Source organism: Pseudomonas reidholzensis (assembly GCF_900536025.1).
GTDB classification, from domain to species: Bacteria; Pseudomonadota; Gammaproteobacteria; order Pseudomonadales; family Pseudomonadaceae; genus Aquipseudomonas; species Aquipseudomonas reidholzensis.
The window spans coordinates 1-16593 of sequence record NZ_UNOZ01000023.1 but is presented as its reverse complement, the minus strand read 5'-3'; the positions used below and the strand labels follow the sequence as shown (position 1 = coordinate 16593).

17 protein-coding genes are annotated in these 16593 nt (G+C 64.5%); 10 read left to right on the top strand and 7 right to left on the bottom strand.

What is annotated here, in order from left to right; genetic code table 11:
* Window position 1: 1 nt before the first annotated feature.
* From cobU to CCOS865_RS16395, 4 genes are read left to right on the top strand one after another with little or no spacing between them, the layout of a single operon-like run.
* Window positions 2-523 (top strand): bifunctional adenosylcobinamide kinase/adenosylcobinamide-phosphate guanylyltransferase, encoded by a 522-nt coding sequence (cobU, locus tag CCOS865_RS16410; RefSeq protein WP_119142682.1) that lies wholly within the window; start codon window positions 2-4, stop codon window positions 521-523.
* Entirely contained in the window at window positions 520-1575 is a 1056-nt protein-coding gene (gene cobT / locus CCOS865_RS16405; protein WP_119142681.1) for a nicotinate-nucleotide--dimethylbenzimidazole phosphoribosyltransferase, read from the top strand. Before cobU ends, cobT begins: the two co-directional genes overlap by 4 nt.
* Window positions 1572-2138 carry an alpha-ribazole phosphatase family protein gene (gene cobC, locus CCOS865_RS16400; RefSeq protein ID WP_119142679.1) on the top strand — a complete coding sequence of 189 codons (567 nt, stop codon included), beginning with the start codon at window positions 1572-1574 and terminating at the stop codon, window positions 2136-2138. Before cobT ends, cobC begins: the two co-directional genes overlap by 4 nt.
* 1 nt (window position 2139) lies before the next feature.
* Window positions 2140-2880, top strand: coding sequence for an adenosylcobinamide-GDP ribazoletransferase (locus CCOS865_RS16395; RefSeq protein ID WP_119142677.1), 741 nt, complete (start codon window positions 2140-2142; stop codon window positions 2878-2880).
* An 888-nt stretch (window positions 2881-3768) separates the two neighbouring features.
* Here the strand turns inward: CCOS865_RS16395 and CCOS865_RS16385 are convergent.
* Genes CCOS865_RS16385 through purM form a run of 3 tightly spaced genes read right to left on the bottom strand, consistent with a single transcriptional unit; the run spans window position 3769 to window position 6199 of the window.
* A complete protein-coding gene (locus CCOS865_RS16385; RefSeq protein WP_119142675.1) occupies window positions 3769-4479 on the bottom strand; it encodes a DUF3108 domain-containing protein in 711 nt (236 codons plus the stop codon).
* 8 nt (window positions 4480-4487) lie between these two features.
* On the bottom strand, window positions 4488-5141 hold the full coding sequence (purN, locus tag CCOS865_RS16380; RefSeq protein ID WP_119142673.1) for a phosphoribosylglycinamide formyltransferase: 654 nt from the start codon (window positions 5139-5141) through the stop codon (window positions 4488-4490).
* On the bottom strand, window positions 5141-6199 hold the full coding sequence (purM, locus tag CCOS865_RS16375) for a phosphoribosylformylglycinamidine cyclo-ligase (RefSeq protein WP_119142671.1): 1059 nt from the start codon (window positions 6197-6199) through the stop codon (window positions 5141-5143). The genes purN and purM overlap by 1 nt, the downstream gene beginning before the upstream one ends.
* A gap of 340 nt (window positions 6200-6539) precedes the next feature.
* On the opposite strand from purM, the gene CCOS865_RS16370 reads away from it, so the two are divergent.
* The gene (locus CCOS865_RS16370) at window positions 6540-7613 is read left to right on the top strand and encodes a DUF2066 domain-containing protein (RefSeq protein ID WP_119142669.1); all 1074 of its coding nucleotides are present in this window, start codon (window positions 6540-6542) and stop codon (window positions 7611-7613) included.
* A gap of 15 nt (window positions 7614-7628) precedes the next feature.
* Window positions 7629-8702, top strand: coding sequence for an AI-2E family transporter (locus CCOS865_RS16365; RefSeq protein WP_119142754.1), 1074 nt, complete (start codon window positions 7629-7631; stop codon window positions 8700-8702).
* Window positions 8703-9646: 944 nt separating this feature from the next.
* On the opposite strand, the gene CCOS865_RS16360 is transcribed toward CCOS865_RS16365, so the two are convergent.
* Both CCOS865_RS16360 and CCOS865_RS16355 read right to left on the bottom strand, forming a co-directional pair.
* On the bottom strand, window positions 9647-10864 hold the full coding sequence (locus CCOS865_RS16360; protein ID WP_119142667.1) for an argininosuccinate synthase: 1218 nt from the start codon (window positions 10862-10864) through the stop codon (window positions 9647-9649).
* Window positions 10865-10990: 126 nt separating this feature from the next.
* On the bottom strand, window positions 10991-11953 hold the full coding sequence (locus tag CCOS865_RS16355) for a flagellar protein MotY (RefSeq protein ID WP_119142665.1): 963 nt from the start codon (window positions 11951-11953) through the stop codon (window positions 10991-10993).
* A gap of 130 nt (window positions 11954-12083) precedes the next feature.
* Between CCOS865_RS16355 and pyrC the strand changes: the two genes are divergently transcribed.
* Both pyrC and rnt read left to right on the top strand, forming a co-directional pair.
* Window positions 12084-13130 (top strand): dihydroorotase, encoded by a 1047-nt coding sequence (gene pyrC, locus CCOS865_RS16350; RefSeq protein WP_119142663.1) that lies wholly within the window; start codon window positions 12084-12086, stop codon window positions 13128-13130.
* On the top strand, window positions 13127-13789 hold the full coding sequence (gene rnt / locus CCOS865_RS16345; protein ID WP_119142661.1) for a ribonuclease T: 663 nt from the start codon (window positions 13127-13129) through the stop codon (window positions 13787-13789). Before pyrC ends, rnt begins: the two co-directional genes overlap by 4 nt.
* Window positions 13790-13929: 140 nt before the next feature.
* Here the strand turns inward: rnt and CCOS865_RS16340 are convergent, their stop codons facing one another.
* Window positions 13930-14532, bottom strand: coding sequence for a peroxiredoxin (locus CCOS865_RS16340; protein WP_119142659.1), 603 nt, complete (start codon window positions 14530-14532; stop codon window positions 13930-13932).
* A 201-nt stretch (window positions 14533-14733) separates the two neighbouring features.
* Between CCOS865_RS16340 and CCOS865_RS16335 the strand changes: the two genes are divergently transcribed.
* Together CCOS865_RS16335 and bfr are read left to right on the top strand one after the other, a co-directional pair.
* Window positions 14734-14955 (top strand): bacterioferritin-associated ferredoxin, encoded by a 222-nt coding sequence (locus tag CCOS865_RS16335; protein ID WP_119142657.1) that lies wholly within the window; start codon window positions 14734-14736, stop codon window positions 14953-14955.
* A gap of 202 nt (window positions 14956-15157) precedes the next feature.
* Window positions 15158-15631 (top strand): bacterioferritin, encoded by a 474-nt coding sequence (bfr, locus tag CCOS865_RS16330; protein WP_119142655.1) that lies wholly within the window; start codon window positions 15158-15160, stop codon window positions 15629-15631.
* Window positions 15632-15720: 89 nt separating this feature from the next.
* On the opposite strand, the gene grxD is transcribed toward bfr, so the two are convergent.
* Window positions 15721-16056, bottom strand: a complete 336-nt coding sequence (grxD, locus tag CCOS865_RS16325) for a Grx4 family monothiol glutaredoxin (RefSeq protein WP_119142653.1) — start codon at window positions 16054-16056, stop codon at window positions 15721-15723.
* Window positions 16057-16593: the final 537 nt, after the last annotated feature.

Here is a 16593-nt window from a genome sequence, read left to right as displayed (position 1 = left end):
CATGCGCAACCTGATCCTTGGCGGCGCCCGCTCGGGCAAGAGCCGCCTGGCCGAACAGCTGGCCCAGGACACTGGCCTGGCGGTGACCTACATCGCCACCAGCGAGCCGCTCGACGGCGAAATGAACGAACGGGTGCGCCTGCACCGCCAGCGCCGCCCCGCGCACTGGCAACTGATCGAAGAACCGCTGCAGCTGGCCGCGGTACTGCGCGCCGAAGCGGCCGACGGTCGCTGCCTGCTGGTCGACTGCCTGACCCTGTGGTTGACCAACCTGCTGATGCTCGACGACGACCCGCGCCTGGCCGCCGAGCGTGACGCGCTGCTCGACTGCCTGCAAAGCCTGCCCGGCACGATTATCCTGGTCAGCAACGAAACCGGCCTGGGCGTGGTGCCCATGGGCGAGCTGACCCGCCGCTACGTCGACCAGGCCGGCTGGCTGCACCAGGCCGTGGCCGAGCGCTGCGAGCGCGTGGTGCTGACCGTGGCCGGCCTTCCCCTCATGCTCAAAGGACCTGCTCTATGACTCAATCCTGGTGGCGCGATGCCTGCCAACCTGTCGACCACGCGGCCATGGAGCAGGCCCGCGCCCGTCAGCAGCAACTGACCAAACCCGCCGGCTCGCTGGGCCAGCTGGAAACCCTGGCGCTGACCCTGGCCGGCCTGCAAGGGCGTGAGCGGCCGAGCCTGGAGCGGGTCGCGATCACCATTTTTGCCGGCGACCATGGCGTGGTCGAGGAGGGCATCTCGGCTTACCCGCAGGCGGTCACCGGGCAGATGCTGCGCAACTTCGTCGGTGGCGGTGCGGCGATCAGCGTGCTCGCCCGCCAGCTCGACGCCAGCCTGGAAGTGGTCGACCTGGGCACCATCGACCCCGCGTTGGCGCTGCCTGGGGTGCGCCACTTGCGCCTGGGCGCCGGCACGGCCAACTTCGCCCAGCGCCCGGCGATGACCGACGCGCAACTGCGCGCGGCGCTGCAGGCGGGCCGCGACAGCGCATCGCGCGCGGCCGAGGCGGGCGCGCAGCTGTTTATCGGCGGCGAGATGGGCATCGGCAACACCACCGCCGCCGCCGCTGTGGCGAGCACCTTGCTTGGTTGCCCGGCGCGCGAGTTGAGTGGGCCGGGCACCGGCCTGGACAGCGCTGGGGTGCGCCACAAGGCCGAGGTGATCGAGCGCGCCCTGGTGCTGCACGGGCTGCGCGCCGACGACCCGTTGCAGGCCCTGGCCTGCGTGGGCGGGTTCGAGATCGCCGCGTTGGCCGGTGCCTACCTGGCCTGTGCCCAGCAAGGGGTGGCGGTGCTGGTCGACGGTTTCATCTGCAGCGTCGCCGCGCTGGTCGCGGTGCGCCTCAACCCGCACTGCCGGGCCTGGCTGCTGTTCGCCCATCAAGGCGCCGAGCCTGGCCATCAGGCGCTGCTCGCGGCCCTGCAGGCCGAGCCGTTGCTGGCCCTTGGCCTGCGCCTGGGTGAGGGCAGTGGCGCGGCGCTGGCGGTACCGCTGATGCGCCTGGCCTGCGCGCTGCACGGGCAGATGGCGACCTTCGCCGAAGCGGCAGTGGCGGACCGCCCGGCATGATCCTCGACCTGCTGCGTCACGGTGAGACAGAACTGGGTGGCGGCCTGCGCGGCAGCCTCGACGACGCCCTGACCGAGCACGGCTGGGCGCAGATGCGTGCGGCGGTGGCACAGGCCGGCCCGTGGGATGTGCTGGTGAGTTCGCCGCTGCAGCGCTGTGCGCGCTTCGCCGAGGAACTGGGCGCGCGACTGGCGTTGCCGGTGCACCGTGAAGCCGGCGTTCAGGAGCTGCATTTTGGTGACTGGGAGGGCCATAGCGCTGCGCAGTTGATGGAGACCCAGGCCGAGCAGCTCGGGCTTTTCTGGGCCGATCCGTATGCCTTTACGCCGCCGGCTGGCGAGCCGGTGGAGGCGTTTTCGGCGCGGGTGCTGGCGGCCATCGAGCGCTTGCAGGGCCGCTATGCCGGCAAGCGCGTGCTGCTGGTAACCCATGGCGGGGTGATGCGCCTGTTGCTGGCGCGGGCGCGTGGCTTGCCGCGTGAGCAGTTGTTGCAGGTCGAGGTTGGCCATGCTGCGTTGGTGCGCCTGACGCTGCAGGACGGGCAGTTGCGGGAGGTGGCTTGAGATGCTGCCCTGGTGGATTGCCCTGCAATTTCTCAGCAGCCTGCCGGTAACCCTGCCCGGCATGCCGGCGCCGCGTGAAAACGGTCGCTCGTTGCTGTTCTACCCGCTGGTCGGGCTGCTGTTCGGGGGGCTGCTGTGGCTGGCCAGTTATCTGCTGCAGGGCACGGCGGCGCCGTTGCACGCGGCGTTGCTGTTGACGCTGTGGGTGGTGCTCAGCGGCGCCTTGCACCTGGATGGCCTGGCTGACAGCGCGGATGCCTGGCTGGGTGGTTTTGGTGATCGTGAGCGCACCTTGCTGATCATGAAGGACCCGCGCAGTGGGCCGATCGCGGTGGTGACGCTGGGGTTGGTGCTGCTGTTGAAGTTCTGTGCGCTGTGGGTGCTGGTGGAGCGGGGGGCGGGGGCCTTGTTGCTGCTGGCGCCGGTGATTGGGCGGGCGGCGTTGCTGGGGTTGTTTCTGAGTACGCCGTATGTACGGCCGGGGGGGCTGGGGCAGGCCTTGGCCGAACACCTGCCGCGGCGCGCTGCTGGTTGGGTGCTGGTGGCTAGTGCTTTGGGCTGTGGGGTGATGGGCGGGTGGGCGGCGGTGTGGGTGCTGCTGCTTTCGCTGGGGGTGTTTATCGCGTTGCGCCAGGTTATGTGCCGGCGGCTGGGCGGTACGACCGGGGATACAGCCGGAGCGCTGCTGGAGTTGCTGGAGTTGGCGGTGGTGCTGGGGCTGGCGTTGATGCCGGTTGGGTAGGGGGCTTATCCATTGGGTGGGGTGCGGCTACTGGCCCCTTCCGCCCTTACGGCGGGTCACTTTTGGCAAACGCCCCAAAAGTAACCAAAAGGTCTTGGCTCCTGCATCCGGCCCTTCGCTGCGCTACGGGTTCCCTCACTCCGGCCTTGCTCCCGTGAGGACCGCGCCGGACGGGCCTTCCTGGCCCGCGGCGCTTGCCGGCCATCCATGGCCGTCACCTCACTCCGCAAGACCTCCGTTCGGCCTCCTGAAGTCGCGGTAGATCAAGATCACAAGCCAGATCAAGATCAAAGGCCAGATCAAGGGCCAGGGCAACGGCTGGCGAATCGCTGCGCTCTCGCGGGTTTATAAGGGCGGTACAGCGCGTCAGCGCCAGAATTTGCATTGGCAGTTCCGGCCTCTTCGCGGGTAAACCCGCTCCCACAGGTTCTCTGCTGACTGTAAGGCCACTGCGGTCCCTGTGGGAGCGGGTTTACCCGCGAAGAGGCCAAACTATCCACCACCATTGCCACTGTCGAAGATAACGCCAGCCCAGGCGCCACCCGTAACTTGGCGACCTCAGGAGGCCGAACGGAGGTCTTGCGGAGCGAGGTGACGGCCATGGATGGCCGGCAAGGGCTGCGGGCCAGGAAGGCCCGTACAGCCCGGTCCACGCGGGAGCAAGGCCGGAGTGAGGGAACCCGCAGCGCAGCGGAGGGCCGTATGTGGGAGCCGGCGGTTTTTGGTTACTTTTTTCCAAGAAAAAAAGTGACCCGCCGTAAGGGCGGAAGGGGCCATAAGCGCCACCACATCGAATGGATAAGCCCATAACTTGCAAGCCAAGCCAAGCCCAAAAAAGAAACCCCGCACACGGCGGGGTCTCCAGATCCAGCAACCAGCCTCAGGCCATCAATTGCCTTTGACCGACCTGCCATCGACCGTGCCATCCTGCAGCACGATCACGTACTCCTTGCCGTCGGTCTCGACCTGGCGCAGTTGCACCAGCAGGTAGTCCCAGTCCTTGGCGAACCACAGCTCGGTGATGCGCTTGCTCTGGCTCGGGTCGCGCACGCGCTCGACCTTGACCGCATCGACCTGGCCGGTCTTGGTGGTGACCTTCTCGGTGCCCAGTACGCGGAAGTCGTAGGTGTCGATCTCGTCACCGTCGACCACCTGGTAGGTCATGCTCTTCTTGCCCGCGGCAACGTCATGCTGCAGCGCCAGCTGATACGACGACTTGTCCAGCACACCGCGGTTGAGCGGCAGGTTGATGGCATCGCCACGGTCGCTGCCGGTGACCTTCTTGCTGCTCCAGTCGAAGTCCAGGTCGACCTTCTTGGCCTTGCCCAGGCCGCCACGCTCGAAGTGGTACTTCTGTGGCAGCAGGGTGTCGTTGTCCAGCTTCAGCGTGCTTTGCTCGGTCAGGCTGGCGATCATCATGGAAGCCTTGAAGTTAAGGTCCCAGGTCCCGTTGGCATTCTTGACCAGGCTGCGCTCGGCGGTGCCGCTCATGGGCAGCTGCTTCCAGTCGGCGGTGTAGCTGGCCGAAAACGGCTTGAGTTCAGCTGCCTGGAGGGGCAGGGCAAGCACGGCGAGAGCCATCAGCAGGGCGCGACGCATACATTCTCCTAAGGTCGAATCAAGTGACCGCTGGCCGCCAGCGGCTGGCCATCCAGTAACGCACCGTGTTCACCCAGACGCAAGCGTCCTTCGGCGAACCAGCGCACCGCCAGCGGGTAGATCTGGTGTTCTTGCTGGTGAACCCGGCTGGCCAGGCTCTGCGCGGTGTCGTCTGCCGTCACCGCTACCACAGCCTGTACGACCAGAGGCCCGCCATCGAGTTCCTCGGTGACGAAGTGCACGCTGCAGCCATGCTCGGCATCACCCGCCTCCAGCGCGCGCTGGTGGGTATGCAGGCCCTTGTACTTGGGCAGCAACGACGGGTGGATGTTGAGCAGGCGGCCCTGGTAGTGGCGCACGAAGCCGCCACTGAGGATGCGCATGAAGCCGGCCAGCACCACCAGGTCCGGGGCGAAGCGGTCGATCAGCGCCATCAGCGCCGCATCGAAGGCTTCACGGCCGTCGAAACCCTGGTGTTGCAGGACCGCGGTGTCGATGCCGGCGGCCTTGGCCCGCTCGAGGCCATAGGCGTCGGCACGGTTGGCGATCACCCCGCAGATGCGCACCGGGCTGTCAGGGCCACGGCTGTTGTCGATCAGCGCTTGCAGGTTGCTGCCGGAACCCGACAGCAACACCACCACGTTGCAGGACTTGCTCGGCATCAGTGTGCCTTGAGGTTCTGCAGGTCGACCTGGGCAGCGCCTTCGGCGGCATCGGCGATCTGGCCGATGACCCATGGCTGCTCACCGGCGGCGCGCAGCACGTTCAGGGCGTTGTCGACCTGGTCCTGGGCAACGCAGATGACCATGCCCACGCCGCAGTTCAGTACGCGGTGCATCTCGTGCTCGTCGACGTTGCCTTTTTCCTGCAGGAAGTCGAACACCACCGGACGCTGCCAGCTGGCCACGTCGATGATCGCCTGGGCGTTCTTCGGCAGTACCCGCGGGATGTTGTCGAGCAGGCCACCACCGGTGATGTGGGCCATGGCCTTGACCGCGCCGGTGTCCTTGATCAGCTTGAGCAGCGGCTTGACGTAGATACGCGTCGGGGCCATCAGCAGGTCGGCCAGCGGGGTACCGTCGAGCTGGGTGCTCTCGATGTCGGTGCCGGACACTTCGAGGATCTTGCGGATCAGCGAGTAGCCGTTGGAGTGCGGGCCGGACGATGGCAGGGCGATCAGGGCGTCACCGCTGGCGACTTTCGAGCCGTCGATGATCTCGGCCTTCTCGACCACGCCGACGCAGAAGCCGGCCAGGTCGTAGTCTTCGCCTTCGTACATGCCCGGCATCTCGGCGGTTTCACCACCGACCAGGGAGCAGCCAGCCAGCTCGCAACCCGCGCCAATGCCGGTCACCACGGTGGCGGCGACGTCGACGTTGAGCTTGCCGGTGGCGTAGTAGTCGAGGAAGAACAGCGGCTCGGCACCGCAGACCACCAGGTCGTTGACGCACATGGCGACCAGGTCCTGGCCGATGCTGTCGTGCTTGTTCAGGTTCAGCGCCAGGCGCAGCTTGGTGCCGACGCCGTCGGTGCCGGAGACCAGAACCGGCTGTTTGTAGCCGGCCGGGATCTCGCAGAGGGCGCCGAAGCCGCCCAGGCCACCCATGACCTCAGGGCGTGCGGTGCGCTTGGCCACGCCCTTGATGCGTTCGACCAGTGCTTCGCCGGCGTCGATGTCTACACCGGCGTCCTTGTAGCTCAGGGAGGGTTGCTTGCTCATTGATCCAGGCCTTTAGGAGGGAGGGATTCGGGAAAACGACCGCGACGGCCAAGGCCGGCTGTTGCAGCGGCGGCTGCCTGTTCGTCACTGGTCTGCGAAGGCGCGCGATTTTATCAGGGTTGCCGGGCAGCGGCCATCCTCAGGCCGACGGGCAGGGTGGGAAATCGGCAAAAACATCCTTTCACGGTCCGCGACTGGTTGCCAGGGCGGTGGCTGTATAAGGTATAGGCATGGCGATCGGAGCAAATCGCTGGCCCGACGGAGCGTTCTTCACGCGCTGCGGTCACAGCCAGCAGGTTCGGTGCTCCGCGCCCCTCGTTCATCAGGACAGGAATCCTCCATGCGTGTTGTCAATTACCTGGCTGTGGCCGGCCTGGCCCTGCTGGCCGGTGCGGCCCAGGCAGAAAGCGTTGCCGGCCTCTACCAGGTCCGCGAACCCCTCGAAGGGCAGGGCAGCGATGCCCGCACCCAGGCCACCGGGCGTGCCCTGGATACCTTGGTGCTGCGCCTCACCGGCGACCCCAAGGCCCCGCAGAACCCGGCCCTGGCCGCCCTGCGCAAAGACCCGCAACAAATCATCAACCAGGTCGGCAGCGATGCCGGCCCGCCGGAAAGCGTGCTGGTCGAGTTCGACCCCGGCAGCACCGAGCGCGCCTTGCGCAAGGCCGGGCTGGCCTTGTGGGGCAACAACCGGCCGTCAATTCTTGGCTGGTGGCTGAACGACACGGTCGACGGCAGCAGCCTGGTCGGTGACGGCCAGGGCGCGGCCCAACCGCTGCGCCAGGCCGCCCAGCACCGCGGCTTGCCGCTGCGGCTGCCGTTGGCCGACCTGCAGGAACAACTGGTGGCCACTGCCAAGCAACTCGAAGGCAAGGACCCCGCCGCGCTGCGCGAAGCGTCCGAACGCTATGGCGCCGATGCCTTGCTGGCCGTGCACGCCCATGAAGCCGACGGCAAGTGGCAGGGCAAATGGCAGCTGTGGCTGGGCGACCAGCGCGAGCAGGGCCAGGCCGAAGGCGCCGATCAGGCGGCCCTGGCCGATGCGGTGATGCTCGCCGTGAGCAGCCGCCTGGCGCCGCGCTATGTCACCCGTCCCGGCGCCAGCAGCGAGCTGCAGGTCCAGGTGCAGGGCATGAACCTGAAGCGCTATGCCGAGCTGAGCCGCGTACTCGAGCCCTATGGCCCGCGCCTGCAGCTGGCCGACGGCGGCACCCTGACCTACCAGGTCACCGGCAATCGCGACCAGCTGCGCGCCCAGTTGGGCCTGGCCAAGCTGCATGAACTGCAGGCCGACGCTGCGGCACCTGCCGAGCCCCCGGCCCCGGCCCCTCAGGGCGTTACCCCCAACGAACAGCCGGGGGCGGTCCAGGCGACGGCGCCCAAGCCGTTCGATGGCCTGCGATTTGGTTGGTAAGGAACGATGCACATGATGACTGACCTGCGCCGTTGGGTGTGGCTGGGCGTGGCCCTGCTGATCGCCGTGCTGCTGTACAGCCTGCACAATATTCTTTCACCGTTCCTGATCGGCATTCTCCTGGCTTATCTGGCCGACCCACTGGTTGATCGCCTGGAGCGGCTGGGCCTGTCGCGCACCTGGGGCGTGGTGGTGGTGTTCAGCCTGTTCACGCTGATCTTCATGGCCCTGCTGTTGGTACTGATCCCGATGCTGGCCAAGCAGCTGGTGCGCCTCTATGAGCTGACGCCGCAGGTGCTCGACTGGCTGCAGCATGTTGCCCTGCCATGGGTGCAGAGCCGCCTGGGGCTGGCGGATGGCTTCTGGAAGTTCGACAAGATCAAGGCCGCCGTCGGCGCGCACATGGGCGAGACCACCGACATCGTCGGCGTGCTGTTGTCCCAGGCCACGGCTTCGAGCCTGGCGCTGCTGGCCTGGCTGGCCAACCTGGTGCTGATCCCGGTGGTGGGCTTCTACCTGCTGCGCGACTGGGACCTGATGATGGCCAAGCTGCGCAGCCTGCTGCCGCGCCAGCGCGAATCGCAGGTGGTGGAGCTGGCTGGCGAGTGCCATGAGGTACTCGGTGCGTTCGTCCGTGGCCAGTTGCTGGTGATGCTGGCGCTGGGCGTGATCTACGCCGGTGGGTTGATGCTGGTCGGGCTGGAGCTGGGCCTGTTGATCGGCCTGCTGGCCGGGTTGGCGGCGATCGTGCCGTACATGGGCTTCATCATTGGTATCGGCGCGGCATTGATCGCCGGGCTGTTCCAGTTTGGCGGCGACCTGTACCCGATGCTCGGCATCGTCGCGGTGTTCATGGTGGGCCAGGCGCTCGAAGGCATGGTCCTGACGCCGATGCTGGTGGGCGACCGTATCGGCCTGCACCCGGTGGCGGTGATCTTTGCCATTCTTGCCGGCGGCGAGCTGTTTGGCTTCACCGGGGTGCTGCTGGCCTTGCCGGTGGCGGCGGTGATCATGGTGCTGCTGCGCCATGTGCATGACCTGTATAAAGAGTCGGACATGTATGGCAGCGAGGTCGATCCCGAGCTGTGACACCGCAAAGGGCTGCCGATGCAGCCCTTTTTGGCCTTGGGTGCGTTTGGTGTAGATGCGTTGGGCTTTGGGCTTTGGGCTTTGGGGGGCTTATCCGTTCCATGTAGTGGCGCTGATGGCCCCTTCCGCCCTTACGGCGGGTCACTTTTTTTCTTGGAAAAAAGTAACCAAAAACCGCTGGCTCCCACATCCGGCCCTCCGCTGCGCTGCGGGTTCCCTCACTCCGGCCTTGCTCCCGCGTGGACCGGGCTGTAGGGGCCTTCCTGGCCCCCAGCCCTTGCCGGCCTTCCTGGCCGTCACCCCGCTCCGCAAGACCTCCGTTCGGCCTCCTGAGGTCGCCAAGTTACGGGTGGCGCCTGGGCTGGCGTTATCTTCGATAGTGGCAATGGTAGTGGATAGCTTGGCCTCTTCGCGGGTAAACCCGCTCCCACAGGGGCCGTGGTGGCCTTACGGCCAGCAGAGAACCTGTGGGAGCGGGTTTACCCGCGAAGAGGCCGGCACTGCCAATGCACATTCTGGCGCTGACGCGCTGTACCGCCCTTATAAACAAGCGAGAGCGCAGCGATTCGCCAGCCGTTGCCCTGGCACTTGATCTGGCCTTTGATCTGGCTCGTGATCTTGATCTACCGCGACTTCAGGAGGCCGAACGGAGGTCTTGCGAAGCGAGGTGACGGCCAGGAAGGCCGGCAAGGGCTGCGGGCCAGGAAGGCCCGTACAGCCCGGTCCTCGCGGGAGCAAGGCCGGAGTGAGGGAACCCGTAGCGCAGCGAAGGGCCGGATGCAGGAGCAAGCGGTTTTTGGTTACTTTTTTCCAAGAAAAAAAGTGACCCGCCGTAAGGGCGGAAGGGGCCAGTAGCCCCACTCCAAAGAATGGATAAGCCCCCTCCCCCCACAAACAAAAAACCCCAGCACCAGGCCGGGGTTCTCAAACTGCCTACCAACGAATCAGAGCAACGAACGGCCCTTGTTCGCAGCAATCCGCATACGCAGCGCATTGAGCTTGATAAAGCCCGCAGCGTCAGCCTGGTTATAGGCGCCGCCGTCTTCCTCAAAGGTCGCGATGTTGGCATCGAACAGCGAATCGTCCGACTTGCGGCCAACGATAGTGATGTTGCCCTTGTACAGCTTCAGGCGAACCACACCATTCACGTTGACCTGCGAAGCGTCGATCATCTGCTGCAGCATCGCACGCTCCGGGCTCCACCAGTAACCGGTGTAGATCAGGCTGGCGTACTTGGGCATCAGCTCGTCTTTCAGGTGAGCCACTTCACGGTCGAGGGTGATCGACTCGATGGCACGGTGAGCCCGCAGCATGATGGTACCGCCCGGCGTCTCGTAGCAACCGCGCGACTTCATGCCGACATAACGGTTTTCGACGATGTCCAGACGGCCGATGCCGTTGGCGCCGCCAATCTGGTTGAGCTCGGCGAGCACGGTGGCCGGGGACTTCTCGACGCCGTCGATGGCGACGATGTCACCGTTGCGGTAGGTCAGCTCGAGGTAGGTGGCCTGGTCCGGGGCGTTCTCCGGAGAAACGCTCCAACGCCACATGTCTTCTTCGTGCTCGGTCCAGGTATCTTCCAGGACACCGCCTTCGTAGGAGATGTGCAGCAGGTTGGCGTCCATCGAGTACGGCGACTTCTTCTTGCCGTGACGCTCGATCGGGATACCGTGCTTCTCGGCGTAGTCCATCAGCTTCTCGCGGGACAGCAGGTCCCACTCACGCCATGGGGCGATGACCTTGACGCCTGGCTTGAGCGCGTAGGCACCCAGCTCGAAACGCACCTGGTCGTTACCTTTGCCGGTCGCGCCGTGGGAAATGGCGTCGGCGCCGGTTTCGTTGGCGATTTCGATCAGGCGCTTGGCGATCAGCGGACGCGCGATGGAAGTACCCAGCAGGTACTCGCCTTCGTAGACGGTGTTGGCGCGGAACATCGGGAACACGAAGTCACGCACGAATTCTTCGCGCAGGTCGTCGATGTAGATTTCTTTGACGCCCATCGCCTGAGCCTTGGCGCGGGCCGGTTCGACCTCTTCGCCCTGCCCCAGGTCAGCGGTGAAGGTCACCACTTCGCAGTTGTAGGTGTCCTGCAGCCACTTGAGAATCACCGAAGTATCAAGGCCGCCGGAATACGCCAGTACGACCTTATTTACGTCCGCCATGCCATCACTCCACGGGGTTGTACGGAAAGCGATTGATTCTACCGGCGTCGACGGGAAATTTACAGTGGGGCGACAGCTTCTGACGACAAAGCGACAGGAACTGTCGATGGCGCGACGCTTCGTCGCTTACAGTGGCTTGGCCGCAGGCGCGCTGGCCGGGGCCTGTGCCGCAGGCGTTGTGGCTGGTGCAGGCGCAGCAGCAGGCGGCTCCGCCGGTTTCTCGACGGGCTTCTCAACCGGCGTGACCCGGTCCAGCTCGATGTTGACCCGGCGGTTGCGCGCCCGGTTGGCGGCGCTGGTGTTCTTCACCAACGGGTAGCGCTCGCCATGGAAGCGCACGCTGATCTGCTCTTCCGGCACGCCATGCGCCTTCAGGTAGTCGGCGACCGCGAGGGCCCGGCGCCGCGAGTCTTCACGGTTGGCCAGACGATTGCCGCCATTGTCGGAGTGGCCGTTGAGCTCGATGTGGTTCACCGACGGATCGGCCTTCAGGTAGTCGAGGATCACGTCCAGGCGCGCGCGGGCATTGCTGTCCAGGTCGACGCCACGGGGGAAACCGACCTGAGTCTGGCGGATCTGGTCGTAGTTCATCGGCAGCAGTTTGCTGGCACACAGCTGATAGTCGCCGTAGGCCTTGGCAAAGCTCACCGGCAACACGCGCACCTCCATGGCCCGGCCACCTTCGCCGGCGTGGTTGCGCACCACCGTGCTGCGCCCGTCCAGCAGACCGTTGATCAGCCGGCTGGCCTGGCCCTGGGACGAGCTGAACAACACCCCGGTGCGGGCCATAGACACCGCGCCCAGGCTGATGTCGTTGCGACCCGGCTGCCACGGCGCGGCCGCGGCGAGCAAGGTCGCCGAGCCGGCACCGAGGACATTGCTGTCCGAGCGCAGCTGGAAAATCGGCTGTTCGCCGGCACGACGGACGAATTCGCCGCTGCCGAAACCCTCGATGGGCTGGACCAGACGGCACTCGAACTGATCGCCCTCGACCTTCCAGGCGATGTTCTCCATCCGGGTCTGGAAGGTCAGTGCGCCCGCCGGCAGGCTGGCAAACAGAGTGAACAGGGCTAGGTAATGCTGGCGCACGGGAGGCTCCACAAATTCTGACGGCTTACCTGCAGGCTATCGGTCGGTCGCGGGAAAACTTGATAGCCGTGCTCGGCCAGGGGTTTTCCGGTAGCATTCACACTTGAGTTCGACCCGCCTGGAATTCCCAATGTCCGACCGCCTGACCCTCCTGCGTCCCGACGACTGGCACATCCATCTGCGCGATGGTGCCGTCCTGCCCCACACCGTTGGCGACGTAGCGCGTACCTTCGCCCGTGCCATCATCATGCCCAACCTGGTTCCGCCGGTGCGTGATGCCGCTGAAGCCGGCGCCTACCGCGAGCGCATCCTCGCTGCGCGCCCGGCTGGCAGCCGCTTCGAGCCGCTGATGGTGCTGTACCTCACCGACCGCACCAGCCCGGATGACATCCGCGCGGCCAAGGCCAGCGGCATCGTGTATGCCGCCAAGCTGTACCCGGCCGGCGCCACGACCAACTCCGATTCCGGCGTGACCAGCATCGACAAGATCTTCCCCGCCATCGAAGCGCTGGCCGAAACCGGCATGCCGCTGCTGGTGCACGGTGAAGTGACGCGTGCCGAGATCGACGTGTTCGACCGCGAGAAGCGCTTCATCGACGAGCACATGCGCCGTCTGGTCGAGCGTTTCCCGACGCTCAAGGTGGTGTTCGAGCACATCACCACCGCCGATGCCGCGCAGTTCGTCACCGAAGCCCCGGCCAACGTCGGTGCGACCATCACTGCCCAGCACCTGCTGTACAACCGCAACCACATGCTGGTCGGCGGCATTCGCCCGCACTTCTACTGCCTGCCGATCCTCAAGCGCAACACCCACCAGGTGGCGCTGCTGGATGCCGCCACCAGTGGCAACCGCAAGTTCTTCCTCGGCACCGACTCGGCACCGCACGCCCAGCACGCCAAGGAAGCCGCCTGCGGCTGCGCCGGCTGCTACACCGCCTACGCCGCGATCGAGATGTACGCCGAGGCGTTCGAGCAGCGTAACGCGCTGGACAAGCTGGAAGGCTTTGCCAGCCTGCACGGCCCGGCCTTCTATGGCCTGCCGGCCAACACCGACACCATTACCCTGGTGCGCGACGAGTGGACGGCGCCGAGCAGCCTGCCGTTCGGCGAGCACACTGTCATCCCGCTGCGCGCCGGTGAAAAACTGCGCTGGCGCCTGCTGGAGGAAAACGCGTGAGTGAAGATCTGTACGAAGACGAACAGGAAGCGTCCACCGGTGGCCCGCGCCATCCGATGGCCGAGCGTTTCCGTGGCTACCTGCCGGTCGTCATCGACGTCGAGACCGGCGGCTTCAACAGCGCCACCGACGCGCTGCTGGAAATCGCCGCAGTGACCATCGGCATGGACGAAAAGGGTTTCCTGTTCCCGGAACACACCCACTTCTTCCGTGTCGAGCCGTTCGAGGGCGCCAACATCGAGGCCGCAGCCCTGGAGTTCACCGGGATCAAGCTCGATCACCCGCTGCGCATGGCGGTGAGTGAAGAAAGCGCCCTCACCGAGATCTTCCGCAGCGTGCGCAAGGCGCTCAAGGCCAACGGCTGCAAGCGGGCGATCCTGGTCGGCCACAACAGTGCCTTCGACCTCGGCTTCCTCAACGCCGCCGTCGCGCGCAACGACCTCAAGCGCAACCCGTTCCACCCGTTCTCCAGCTTCGACACCGCGACCCTGGCCGGCCTTGCCTATGGCCAGACGGTGCTGGCGCGGGCCTGCCAGAGCGCCGACATCGACTTTGATGGGCGTGAAGCGCACTCGGCACGCTACGACACCGAGAAGACCGCAGACCTGTTCTGCGGCATCGTCAACCGCTGGAAGGACATGGGCGGCTGGCGCGACTGACAGTCGCCAGCGGCAAGTGGCGAGCTGCAAGCGGCAAGAACGAGCAATTCGCGTTCACCCGGCTTCTCCTTGAAGCTTGCAGCTTGAAACTTGAAGCAAAAAAAACCGGCCATGAAGGCCGGTTTTTTTTCGCGTGGCGCTTACAGCTTGCCAGCATTCTCGCTCAGGTAGGCGGCAACGCCTTCTGGCGAAGCGTTCATGCCCTTGTCGCCTTTTTTCCAGTTGGCAGGGCAGACTTCGCCGTGCTCTTCGTGGAATTGCAGGGCGTCGACCAGGCGCAGCAGCTCGTCCATGTTACGGCCCAGTGGCAGGTCGTTGACGATCTGCGAACGGACAACACCGTTGGTGTCGATCAGGAAGGCGCCACGGAAGGCCACGCCGCCTTCGGACTCGACGTCGTAGGCTTTGCAGATTTCGTGGGTGATGTCAGCGGCCAGGGTGTACTTGACCTGGCCGATGCCGCCGTTGTTGACCGGGGTGTTACGCCAGGCGTTGTGGGTGAAGTGCGAGTCGATCGACACGCCGATCACTTCCACGTTGCGCGAAGCGAAGTCCGGGATGCGGTTGTCCAGCGCGATCAGCTCGGACGGGCAGACGAAGGTGAAGTCCAGCGGGTAGAAGAACACCAGGCCGTACTTGCCCTTGATGGCCTCGGACAGGGTGAAGCTGTCGACGATTTCGCCGTTGCCCAGCACAGCTGGAACGGTGAAGTCGGGGGCTTGTTTACCAACGAGTACGCTCATCGTTATCTCCTGATGATGGTGAAAAATCGTTGCCTGCACGGGGGGCCCGCCAGGCATCCAGCAAAGGCCGACCATCATACACAGGTTAAGGTGACAGTCCGAATCGAACCGCCGGTCGCCCGTGTCGAGAAAGCGCTTTGACAAGCATTCTCATTACTATTACTCTCCAACGCATCGACTCAACGACGATGGTCAGCCTCTATGTATGTGTGTCTTTGTGTCGGTGTCACCGACGGACAGATCCGCGATGCGATCTATGAAGGATGCTGCAGCTACAAGGACGTCCGGGCCGCCACCAATGTGGCCAGCCAGTGTGGCAAATGCGCGTGTCTCGCCAAGCAGGTGGTCCGCGAAACCTTGAGCGACCTGCAGGCCAGCCAGCAGGCTGCCCTGCCCTACCCCGTCGAATTTAATGCGGCGTAAATAACCCGCGAATTTGAAGAACCGGACCGAGTGTCCGGTTTTTTTATGCCTTTAATTCAATAAGTTAGCACTCTAACGCGGTTCACAAACATTCTTATTCCGATTAAATTTCATTTATTATTCAATAACTTAGGTTTGACAGTGGAAGTTGCCAGGCTCAAACTTGCTGTATTGGCACACTTCACACGGCAGGAATCCGGACATGAAAGGCGACGTAAGCGTCATCCAGCATCTCAACAAGATCCTCGGAAACGAGCTGGTCGCGATCAACCAGTACTTCCTGCACGCCCGCATGTACGAAGATTGGGGCCTGAACAAGCTCGGCAAGCACGAGTACAAGGAATCCATCGATGAGATGAAGCACGCTGACAAACTGATCAAGCGTATTCTCTTCCTCGAAGGCATCCCTAACGTTCAGGACCTGGGCAAGCTGCTGATTGGCGAGCACACCAAGGAAATGCTCGCCTGTGACCTGAAGATCGAACAGAGCGGCCTGGTCGACCTCAAAGCGGCCATCGCGCATTGCGAGACGGTGGGCGACTTTGGCTCGCGGGAAATGCTCGAAGACATCCTCGAGTCCGAGGAAGAGCACATCGACTGGCTGGAAACCCAGCTGAGCCTGATCGACAAGATCGGCATCGAGAACTACCTGCAATCGCAGATGGGCGAAGAGTAAGTTTCTTCCGGCCATAAAAAAGCCCCGCCATGTGCGGGGCTTTTTTATGGCCTGCAGGAGCGGCTGGGCCGCTCAGGCATTGGCGCGGATCAGGCCTCGGAGGCCTTGGCCTTGGCGGCCGCGTCCTTGATCAGGGTCTGCAGCTCGCCGTTGGCGAACATCTCGGCCATGATGTCGCTGCCGCCGACCAGTTCGCCGGCCACCCACAGCTGCGGGAAGGTCGGCCAGTTGGCGTACTTGGGCAGGTTGGCGCGGATTTCCGGGTTCTGCAGAATGTCGACGTAGGCGAACTTTTCGCCGCAACCCATCACAGCTTGCGCTGCCTTGGACGAGAAGCCGCACTGAGGCGCGTTTGGCGAGCCTTTCATGTAAAGCAGAACGGTGTTGTTGGCGATCTGCTCTTTGATTGTATCGATGATATCCATGGAACACCTCGTCTGAACTTTCCGACTCGATGGTCGGCACGGTGACGCATTGTATCGGAAAGCCCAGCGGTGGGTCGACCTGTGCGCGGTCAGATCGCTGTCCAGTTTCGCCAGTGCCGCCCTCTTCGCGGGGCATGTGTTCGGTGTAGATGCCTTGGGCTTAGGGGGCTTATCCGTTTGATGTGGTGGCGCTGATGGCCCCTTCCGCCCTTACGGCGGGTCACTTTTTTTCTTGGAAAAAAGTAACCAAAAACCGCTTGCTCCTACATCCGGCCCTTCGCTGCGCTGCGGGTTCCCTCACTCCGGTCTTGCTCCCGCGAGGACCGGGCTGTACGGGCCTTCCTGGCCCGCAGCCCTTGCCGGCCTTCCTGGCCGTCACCTCGCTCCGCAAGACCTCCGTTCGGCCTCCTGAAGTCGCAGTAGATCAAGATCACGAGCCAGATCAAGGGCCAGATCAAGATCAAGGGCCAAGGCAACGGCTGGCGAATCGCTGCGCTCTCGCGGGTTTATAAGGGCGGTACAGCGCGTCAGCGCCCG

Bases quoted from the DNA above. Each gene is read 5' to 3' on its own strand.
- CCOS865_RS16360 (WP_119142667.1), bottom strand. From the start codon at position 10,864: ATGGCGGACGTAAATAAGGTCGTACTGGCGTATTCCGGCGGCCTTGAT.
- CCOS865_RS16365 (WP_119142754.1), top strand. From the start codon at position 7,629: ATGACTGACCTGCGCCGTTGGGTGTGGCTGGGCGTGGCCCTGCTGATC.
- grxD (WP_119142653.1), bottom strand. From the start codon at position 16,056: ATGGATATCATCGATACAATCAAAGAGCAGATCGCCAACAACACCGTT.
- cobC (WP_119142679.1), top strand. From the start codon at position 1,572: ATGATCCTCGACCTGCTGCGTCACGGTGAGACAGAACTGGGTGGCGGC.
- purM (WP_119142671.1), bottom strand. From the start codon at position 6,199: ATGAGCAAGCAACCCTCCCTGAGCTACAAGGACGCCGGTGTAGACATC.
- CCOS865_RS16340 (WP_119142659.1), bottom strand. From the start codon at position 14,532: ATGAGCGTACTCGTTGGTAAACAAGCCCCCGACTTCACCGTTCCAGCT.
- CCOS865_RS16395 (WP_119142677.1), top strand. From the start codon at position 2,140: ATGCTGCCCTGGTGGATTGCCCTGCAATTTCTCAGCAGCCTGCCGGTA.
- bfr (WP_119142655.1), top strand. From the start codon at position 15,158: ATGAAAGGCGACGTAAGCGTCATCCAGCATCTCAACAAGATCCTCGGA.
- CCOS865_RS16370 (WP_119142669.1), top strand. From the start codon at position 6,540: ATGCGTGTTGTCAATTACCTGGCTGTGGCCGGCCTGGCCCTGCTGGCC.
- cobT (WP_119142681.1), top strand. From the start codon at position 520: ATGACTCAATCCTGGTGGCGCGATGCCTGCCAACCTGTCGACCACGCG.
- pyrC (WP_119142663.1), top strand. From the start codon at position 12,084: ATGTCCGACCGCCTGACCCTCCTGCGTCCCGACGACTGGCACATCCAT.
- CCOS865_RS16335 (WP_119142657.1), top strand. From the start codon at position 14,734: ATGTATGTGTGTCTTTGTGTCGGTGTCACCGACGGACAGATCCGCGAT.
- purN (WP_119142673.1), bottom strand. From the start codon at position 5,141: ATGCCGAGCAAGTCCTGCAACGTGGTGGTGTTGCTGTCGGGTTCCGGC.
- CCOS865_RS16385 (WP_119142675.1), bottom strand. From the start codon at position 4,479: ATGCGTCGCGCCCTGCTGATGGCTCTCGCCGTGCTTGCCCTGCCCCTC.
- cobU (WP_119142682.1), top strand. From the start codon at position 2: ATGCGCAACCTGATCCTTGGCGGCGCCCGCTCGGGCAAGAGCCGCCTG.